Origin of the sequence: uncultured Fenollaria sp. (genome assembly GCF_934202865.1) — a bacterium.
Taxonomy (GTDB): Bacteria; Bacillota; Clostridia; order Tissierellales; family Peptoniphilaceae; genus Fenollaria.
In genome coordinates this window covers 1-9,257 of record NZ_CAKPYL010000054.1, presented here as the reverse complement: position 1 = coordinate 9,257, position 9,257 = coordinate 1, and the positions used below count along the sequence as shown (strand labels likewise).

Here is a 9,257-nt window from a genome sequence, read left to right as displayed (position 1 = left end):
AGTCTAGACTTAGAACCGAGAGCTAATAAAGTCAATATGACCTACGCCTCATACCTTCATAACTATGATATCTCATACATCTTTACAAATTATAAAGGAAGCGAGAAAGACTTTTCGAATTTCATCACTTGTCTTAGCTACACTTTGATTAACTACGTAAGCTCTTATAATGAGCTTATTGAGTATACTAATCCGCAGGACGATATAGTTCGCGCTTACTCAACCGCCTTTGCCTTCATTATTTTAAGCTTTGCGGATGAATTATTTACTAAAGACGCCGAAAAATATGCTCTTGCGTATAAAATTAAGGTTTTATACGACATACTATTCTACTGCTTGATAAATGAGTTTGAAGAGAGTCTCTACCTAGACATAAAGACTGATGTAGATGAAAGATACGAAATATTTAGAAAGCTTCACTCCGAGTACTTCCCTTTCCTAAAGATAGAAGAAGATGTCTTCGATGTCGGCATGTGGTGGCTTAACTACCATACCTTGTTTAATACGCCGATGCTGTCAATTAACTATGCTTTAGGCGCCTTAAGTGGCCTTGATTATTATAATAATTTCATAGATGACAAGGAAAATGCTTTAAAAAAGATGACTAAGCTTATGGAGAACGCCAGCAAAGAAGACTTTTTAAGAAGTATAGAGCTTAGTGGACTTAAAAATCCATTTATAGAGGAAAATATTAAAGACATAGTAATTAAATATATAGACAATTTAGCTAGCGAATACAAAAAAATATAGAGGGCCTCGGCTCTCTATATTTTTCTTTATATTAACTTAATGCTTTTATCTCTTCAATAGATTTTTTGAAACGTTCCACTAAGAACTCAATCATCTTTCTTGGATAAGCTAGATTTATACTTACTGAATACTTATCGCCAAATGTTGTTCCATCTGATAAGAATATCTTGTTCTTAATGAATATCTCGTGCATTTTATTTGGATCAGAATTTAAATCAGATAAATCTACCCACATTAAATAAGTTCCTTCAGGCTTTTGGAATTTAATTCCATCTATCTTAGATAATTCTTCTGAAACGTAGTTTATATTGCCTTCTAAGTACTTTATCATCTCTTTGTACCAGACTCTGCTGTCATTGTAGGCAGCACTTAGAGCGCATAAGCCGAATGGATTTACCCCACCCATTATTGACTTACTTGCTACATCATTAACCTTAGCTCTTAATTCATCATCAGGGATTATAGCATATGAAGTAGTTAAACCTGCTATGTTAAATGTTTTTGATGGCGCCATAAAGGAAACCACTTTTTCATAGTTTTTGAACACTCTCATTATAGGCGTATAAAAATTGTCATTAAAAGTAAAATCTTGGTGCATTTCGTCGCTTAGTATATATAAATTGTATTTGTAAGCAATTTCAGATATCTTTTCAAGCTCAGGCTTAGTCCACACTCTGCCAACTGGGTTGTGTGGATTGCAAAGCACTAGCGCCTTTGCTTCTTTAGCTTTTTCTTCTAAATCTTCAAAATCAATCTTATATTTGCCATCTTCAAAAATTAGTTTATTCTCAAGTATCTCCATATTCTTTAAATTAGAGAAATTAAAGAATGGTGGATAAACTGGCGTTTGAATAATTATTCTTTCGCCGTCTTCAATTATTGACCTAATTACAAGATCAAGCCCTGGAACTGTGCCTGGCGTAAATACTATCCACTCTTTCTTGATATCAAGCTCGTGCATATCCTTTTGCCAATTGATTATGGCCTCGTATACATCATCACCTGGTATTGTATAGCTGTAAAAGTCTCTATCAGCTCTCTTTAAGCAAGCAGCTTTAACCTCAGGTGCTGTAGCAAAATTCATATCTGCAATTGTAAATGGTATAACAGTCTCATCATTACCTGCTAAACGTGATGTTTCGTACTTAGCACATGATAAACCGCTTCTGTCAATTATTTCATCAAAATCAAACATAGCGCCTCCAATATCTAATTAAAAGTCTAAAATATTTCTCCATCTAAATCCATATACTTCACTTGCGTTCATTACAACCAAGAAAGAGTTAGGTGCGTTCTTTTGAATAAATCTCTTAAGAAGCAAGTAATCCCTTCTTGAGCAAACAGTCATGATTACAGTGTGCTCCTGACCAGTATATGCGCCAACTGCTTTGTAAAGGTTAGCTGAGTGGTTAAGGTCCTTAACGATGTAATTTTTAACAAGTTCTGGATCTTCAGTGTTTATAATAATATTTTTAGATGTGTTCAAACCATCTATAGTGAAGTCAATGATTAATCCATTCATTATAATACCAAGCAAAGAATATAGTCCTATTTCAAGGCCAAATACTATACCTACAAATAGTGTAATGACTAAGTCACATAGCAAAACTCCCTTACCTAAATCAAGGCCAGTGAATTTATTTATGATCTTTGATAATATATCTGTTCCGCCAATTGAAGCGTATTGATTAAGAATTATGGCCATACCTACTGCTGAGACTATGACTGCTATAATCATTTGTAGGAGCATGTCATCAATTATTGGTCCATCCAATGGAATAATCTTTTCTAAAATAAATATTATAAATGAAATACCAAGTGATGTAAGCACGGTCTTTATACCAAATTTATTACCTATGAATAAAAAACCTAGAGCGAATAAAATTATGTTAGTTGCAAATAAAACATAGCTCATTGGCAAGTGCAATAAGTATGACAAGACAATGGCTATACCTGTGGCTCCACCTATAGTCATATTAGTTGGAGTTAAAAAGAAATAAACAGCTATAGCAACCATAAAGGCTCCCAAAACTATTAATAAATTAGACTTTAATTTTGCGTTCATTTTATACCTTCCTATAAAATAATTATGTATTAGGGGCACTTTTATGTGCCCCATTATATTACTTACTATTGTTCTTCTTCATTAGTGTAGACTAAAACTGGCTTTCTAGCTGCCAATGTTTCATCTGGTCTACATACCATTGTTGTTAATGGTGCGTTTAGTAAGTCTTCTGGATTTTCTTTAGCTACATTAGCGATATCGTTAAGTGCAGCTGCATATGCATCCAATGTTTCTTTACTTTCTGTTTCAGTTGGTTCAATCATTAATGCTTCATGAACGATTAATGGGAAGTATACTGTTGGTGGGTGGAATCCTCTGTCGATTAGCCCCTTAGCAACATCTAGTGTTGTTACACCAGCATCAGCATTCTTAAGTCCGCCTAAAACAAATTCGTGCATACAAATTGTATCGTATGGTACATTGTAATTTTCTTTTAATTGGCTTAGTAGATAGTTTGCGTTTAATACAGCATTTGTTGATGCTTTTCTTAAACCATCTGAGCCCATTGTTAAAATATATGTGTAGGCTCTTACAAGGATACCGAAGTGTCCGTAGAAGTCTTTTACCTTACCTATACTTTGTGGTCTGTTATAGTCAAGGAAGTACTTATCGCCGTTCTTAGCTATAACTGGCTTAGGTAAGAATGGAATTAATTCTTTCTTACATCCTACTGGGCCAGCGCCTGGACCTCCTCCACCGTGTGGTGTTGAGAAAGTCTTGTGAGTGTTAAAGTGAACTACGTCAAAGCCCATGTCTCCAGGTCTTGAGTGTCCCATAACAGCGTTCATATTAGCTCCGTCATAATATAGTAGACCGCCTTTTCTATGAACTATCTCAGCTATCTTTTCAATGTTTTTATCGAATAAACCTAATGTATTAGGGTTTGTAAGCATTAGACCAGCTACTTCTTCTGTCATAGCTGCTTCTAGTGCTTCAAGATCTACTAAACCATTTTCATCAGATTTAATTTCTATAGGAGTAAAGCCGCCCATAGAGCATGTTGCTGGGTTTGTACCGTGAGCAGAGTCAGGAATTATCATCTTGTTTCTGTTCATGTCTCCCTTTGCTTCGTGATAAGCTCTAATTAATAGTACACCTGTTAATTCGCCGTGAGCACCAGCTGCTGGTTGAAGTGTAGCTGCATCCATACCTGAAATTTCAGCTAATGATTCAGCTAAGTCATACATTAATTTTAATGCACCTTGAGTACACTTATCGCCTTGATATGGGTGAAGATTTTTAAAACCGCTTAGGTTAACCATTTCTTCGTTAATCTTAGGGTTATACTTCATTGTACAAGATCCTAGTGGATACATGCCATTGTCAAGACCGTAGTTCTTTATAGAAAGGTTTGTGTAGTGTCTAACTACATCCACTTCTGATAGCTCAGGCATGTCTAATTCTTCTTTATTTAGATAATCAGAAGGAATTAAACTATCTACTTTTACATCTTCTACATCAAGATCTGGTAAATTGTATCCAGTTCTACCGGGTCTTGAAATTTCAAATATTATTTTATCATATCTATCTAACATTCAATACCCTCCAATACTTCAACTAATTTATCCATTTCTTCTTTTGTTCTCTTTTCAGTAACAGCAAGCATAAATGTGTTCTTGTAATCATCGCCATAGAACCAAGTTAGGTTAAATGCGTCCATGAAGCCATTAGCATTAAGTGCTTCATTGATTTTATCTATGCTTATATCGCTTGTGATAACAAATTCTTTGTAGAATGGTTTATCAAACAATAATTTATATTTGCCTGATTTGCAAATTTCTTTTTGTAGGTAATGAGCTTTCTTAGCGCATTGTTCAGAAACTTCTCTTAAGCCCTTCTTGCCCATAAGTGCCATATAAATTGTTGCGCAAAGTACGTTTAGGCCTTGGTTTGAGCAGATGTTTGAAGTAGCTTTATCTCTTCTAATATGTTGTTCTCTGGCTGTTAATGTTAGTACCCAAGATCTCTTGCCGTCTTTATCAACTGTTTGACCAGCGATTCTGCCTGGTAATTTTCTCATAAACTTATCTGTTGATGAGATGAATCCTAGGTATGGTCCACCATATGATAGTGGTATACCAAATGCTTGAGCTTCTCCAACAACGATGTCTGCACCATAGTCACCAGGTCTTTGAAGTATACCTAATGAGTTTGTGTCAACGTCAGCGATGAAGTAAGTCTTCTTTAACTCATGTGTTAAGTCGCAAGCAGTCTTCATATCTTCGATAACGCCGAAGAAGTTTGGACTTTGCATAATTACACATGCAGCGTCATCACTAAGTTTATTCTTTAAATCGTCTAAGTCAGTAGCGCCATCTTTAATGTCTACTTCAACAACTTCGATGTTGTGGCTGTGTGTATATGTGCCTAAAACCATTCTAGCTGATGGGCTTAGCGCTTTTGATACTATAACTTGTTTCTTACGAGTTGTGTTGCAGCACATAAGAGCTGATTCAACAACACCATTAGAATTATCATATAGTGAAGCGTTTGTTATAGGTAGACCTACTAAGTTAGACATCATTGTTTGGAACTCAAATATCATTTGTAGAGTTCCTTGAGATACTTCTGGTTGATAAGGTGTATATGAAGTATAGTATTCACTTCTTGAAGCGATAGCTCCAATTACTGAAGGAATATAGTGATCATATGCTCCTGCTCCTAAGAAACATACTTTCTTATCTGTTGAGCAGTTCATATCTGCAAGATTATTCATAATCTTTCTAACTTCTAATTCTGATTTGTGTTTAGGTAAATTTAATTCTCCATTAAATCTAACACTTTCAGGAATACAATCAAAAAGATCTTCTTCAGATTTTACACCTATCTTGTCAAGCATCTCTTTTATATTTTCGGGAGTTTGACTAAGATATGGATACATACTAGTCCTCCTTAGCGAATTCAGCGTATTTTTCGTCGTCCATTAAGTCGTCTAATTCAGATGTGTCACTCATTTCAATCTTGAATATCCAAGCATCGTAAGGTCCTTCATTGATTAGAGCTGGTTCGTCATCAAGTTCTTCGTTAACTTCAACTATCTTTCCGCTAGCTGCTGTAAATACTTCTGAAGCTGCTTTTACTGATTCGACTGAAGCTGCTGCGTCGCCTTTTTCGAATTCGTCATCGATTTCAGGAAGTTCAACGTAAACTATGTCACCTAAGTTGTGTTGAGCATAGTCTGCTAAACCGATAGTAGCGATGTTTCCATCAACTTTAACCCATTCATGATCTTCTGTGTAAAGTAAACCTTTTTTAATTTCCATAATAATTTCCTCCTATATTTTTATAATATTATTTTACGTCTTTTAAGAATTTTCTGCTAATTTGTTTAGCTTTTTGAGCCTTACCTCTGATAATTACATCAAATTCAGCACCCATTTCCTTGTAAGATGCATCGATTAGAGCGTTACCTATCTTCTTGCCAAGTGTTGGAGAAAGATATCCTGTTGTTACGTAACCAATCTTCTTGCCATCTTTTTCAATTTCATAGCCTTCTCTTGGTATAGGCTTATCAATCATTTCGAAGCCTACAAGTGTTCTCTTCTTTTCTTCTTTAATCTTCTTAAGAGCTTCTTTACCAATAAAGTCAGCTTCTTGATCAAGTTTTACGAAGAAGTTTAATCCGCCTTCTACTGGTGAAATATCTTGTGATATTTCATGACCGTATAATGGTAGCATTGCTTCAAATCTAAGTGTATCTCTGCATCCTAGTCCGCATGGTTCGATACCAAACTCTTCTCCAGCCTTCATTACTTCTTTATAAAGATGTACTATGGATTCGTTATCAGTATAAATTTCAAATCCGTCTTCGCCAGTGTAACCAGTTCTTGAGATTAAAACTTTTTTACCAGCTAGTTCAAATCCATCAACAAAGTGGAAGAATTTGATTGTGTCTAAATCAACATCAGTTAATTTTTGTACAGCTTTTTGAGCAAGAGGTCCTTGAACAGCTATTTGAGATGTTTGATCAGAAACGTTTTCAACCTTAACATCAAAGTCTTTAGCTTGTTTTGTAATCCATTCAACGTCTTTTTCAACGTTTGCAGCGTTAATTACAAGGTAGAATTTTTCTTGATTAAATCTGTAAACAAGTAAGTCATCTACTGCACCACCGTCTTCGTAACACATAATGTTGTATTGTACTTGACCATCTTCGATAACAGTTAAGTCGTTAGTAATTAGATGATTTACAAAATTAAATGCATCCTTACCAGTAACCCATACTTCACCCATGTGAGAAACGTCAAATACACCAAGTTTTTGTCTTACCGCATTGTGTTCTTCGATTAATCCTGAGTATTGAACAGGTAGTAACCATCCAGCATAATTAACAATTTTACCGCCTAGTTTAACATGTTCATCGTATAAAGCAGTTTTTTTGCCTTCCATTTTTCATCCTCCTTAATCTACAATTATAATATACAATATTTCTTAGATTTTTACAAGGAATATTTTATATATAAGCGCAATGGCTTAGATTAAAATATAAGGCCTCCTAAGTAAAATAATATTGCTATTTATCAGTTTTTTGATTGGCGATGTCTAAAAAATACTTTACTATATTTCATAGACAAACTATCACTATTATTATACCATATAAATCGTTTTTTTACTAATAAAATAACTTTTATTTTTAAATATTTATAAATAATTGTATTCAGTTAGTGATTGTAGTATAATTAGTATAATAAAGAGTAAAGGAGATTGCTATGCAGATAAAAAATTTAACAATCAGACTAAAAAAAGATGGAAGAACTATAATTGACAATTTAAGCTTTTCAATTAACGATGGTGATAGGCTTGCTCTTATTGGCGAAGAAGGCAATGGCAAGTCTACTCTGCTCAAGGCAATTACAAAATATGATGAGCTTCTTAGCTACGCAGAACTAAGTGGCGAGATTAGCCGTGATGAGACCATAGCAATAGTTCCTCAAATAGCTACAAGTGATGTGCTTGAAAAAAACTTAAGTGATCTAATATATAGTAATGATGGCATCGCCATAGACATAAGTACTTTTTATAAAGTAATTAACTCTTTTAACGTCGATCTAAGTGATTTAGAAAGAAAGCTTGAGACTTATTCAGGCGGAGAGAGAATGAAGATTTTAATTGCTATTGCAATTGCAAAGAGCCCTTCCCTGCTTGTTCTTGATGAGCCTACAAATGATATTGATTTTAAATCGATGGAAGTGCTTGAAAAGATACTTAAAGACTTTAATGGCAAAATCATTTTTGCAAGTCACGATACTTACTTCATCCAAAGTGTCGCTACAAAGATAATGCACTTTGAATTAATACAAAACAAGACAAAATCGCGTATCACCGTTAGCGGCAATGATTACGATAGCTATATTAAGCTTAGAAATGAACAAATTTCAACGCAAGCGCAAAGAGCTAAGAATGACAAGGCGCGTATAGAAGAAAAAGAAGAGCGTTGGAGACGCGTTCACGATAGCGTTGAACATGATCTGAGGAAAGAAAAGAATGACAGATTAGGTAGATACCTTAAAAAGACCATGCATGAGGTAAAGGCTCACGAGAAACTTATTGAGTGGGAAAAAGAAAATATGACGCAAATGCCAGACTTCGAAGAACAAATATTTGTTAACTATAATAAGAATAAACTTATTGAGAATGGCAAATGTGTTTTAAATTTGCATCTTGACGAATTAAGAGTAGCTAATAAAAGACTTGCTAAAAATATTGATTTAGAGTCATACGGCAATAATAAAATTGCCATAGTAGGAAAGAATGGCGCTGGCAAGACTACTCTACTAAGTATTATAAAGGATAATATTAGTAAAGATCTGCGCGTATCATATATGCCGCAAAATTATGAAGATGAATTAATCACTCATAAGAACGCTATAGAATATTTAAAAGTGGACTTCACTAAGGAAGAAGAAACTAAGATAAGGACTTACCTAGCATCTCTTAAGTTTACAAGAGATGAAGTGATTAATAAAATTTCTGAATTAAGCGGCGGTCAAAAGGCAAAGCTCTTCTTTGCCAAAATGCAGCTTATGGAGCCCGATGTTTTAGTTTTAGATGAGCCGACGAGAAACATATCGCCTTTATCGCTACCAGCGATAAGTGAAGAGATGAAAAACTTTGGTGGAGCTATATTTTTTGTATCGCATGATAGATATTTTATAAATCACGTAGCTGATGAGATATATGAGCTAGATGAGAACGGCTTAAGTAAAGTAGATAAAATATAAAATTGCACAAAAATAAGACCTTGCATATGCAAGGTCTTACTTTTATATATAGTAATAAAACTATCTCTTTGAGAATTGTGAACTCTTTCTAGCTTTCTTAAGTCCGTATTTCTTTCTTTCTTTCATACGTGGATCTCTAGTTAAGAATCCAGCTTTCTTTAAGATTGATCTATATTCAGGATCAACTTCAAGTAAAGCTCTTGATAAGCCATGTCTTATAG

General features: G+C 34.5%; 9 protein-coding genes. 2 read left to right on the top strand and 7 right to left on the bottom strand.

Going from position 1 to position 9,257, the window contains the following annotated elements:
* A partial coding sequence (locus Q0E71_RS05860; RefSeq protein WP_294796945.1) for a hypothetical protein occupies nucleotides 1-750 on the top strand: 750 nt, incomplete at its 5' end.
* 31 nt (nucleotides 751-781) lie between these two features.
* On the opposite strand, the gene Q0E71_RS05855 is transcribed toward Q0E71_RS05860, so the two are convergent.
* From Q0E71_RS05855 to gcvT, 6 genes are all read right to left on the bottom strand, one after another.
* Complete coding sequence (locus Q0E71_RS05855; RefSeq protein WP_294796943.1) at nucleotides 782-1,945, bottom strand: MalY/PatB family protein; 1,164 nt, start codon at nucleotides 1,943-1,945, stop codon at nucleotides 782-784.
* 18 nt (nucleotides 1,946-1,963) lie between these two features.
* Complete coding sequence (locus tag Q0E71_RS05850) at nucleotides 1,964-2,815, bottom strand: YitT family protein (protein WP_294796941.1); 852 nt, start codon at nucleotides 2,813-2,815, stop codon at nucleotides 1,964-1,966.
* Between the two features lie 65 nt (nucleotides 2,816-2,880).
* On the bottom strand, nucleotides 2,881-4,350 hold the full coding sequence (gene gcvPB / locus Q0E71_RS05845) for an aminomethyl-transferring glycine dehydrogenase subunit GcvPB (protein WP_294796939.1): 1,470 nt from the start codon (nucleotides 4,348-4,350) through the stop codon (nucleotides 2,881-2,883).
* Nucleotides 4,344-5,696 (bottom strand): aminomethyl-transferring glycine dehydrogenase subunit GcvPA, encoded by a 1,353-nt coding sequence (gcvPA, locus tag Q0E71_RS05840; RefSeq protein ID WP_294796937.1) that lies wholly within the window; start codon nucleotides 5,694-5,696, stop codon nucleotides 4,344-4,346. The genes gcvPB and gcvPA overlap by 7 nt, the downstream gene beginning before the upstream one ends.
* A gap of 1 nt (nucleotide 5,697) precedes the next feature.
* Entirely contained in the window at nucleotides 5,698-6,078 is a 381-nt protein-coding gene (gene gcvH / locus Q0E71_RS05835; RefSeq protein WP_294796936.1) for a glycine cleavage system protein GcvH, read from the bottom strand.
* A 28-nt stretch (nucleotides 6,079-6,106) separates the two neighbouring features.
* Nucleotides 6,107-7,204: a glycine cleavage system aminomethyltransferase GcvT gene (gene gcvT, locus Q0E71_RS05830; RefSeq protein ID WP_294796934.1), complete on the bottom strand. Its 1,098-nt coding sequence runs from the start codon at nucleotides 7,202-7,204 to the stop codon at nucleotides 6,107-6,109.
* Between the two features lie 320 nt (nucleotides 7,205-7,524).
* On the opposite strand from gcvT, the gene Q0E71_RS05825 reads away from it, so the two are divergent.
* Nucleotides 7,525-9,036 carry an ATP-binding cassette domain-containing protein gene (locus Q0E71_RS05825; RefSeq protein ID WP_294796932.1) on the top strand — a complete coding sequence of 504 codons (1,512 nt, stop codon included), beginning with the start codon at nucleotides 7,525-7,527 and terminating at the stop codon, nucleotides 9,034-9,036.
* Between the two features lie 60 nt (nucleotides 9,037-9,096).
* Here Q0E71_RS05825 and rpsI read toward each other — a convergent pair.
* Nucleotides 9,097-9,257: 30S ribosomal protein S9 (rpsI, locus tag Q0E71_RS05820; protein WP_294796946.1), on the bottom strand; the 161-nt coding region annotated here is incomplete at its 5' end.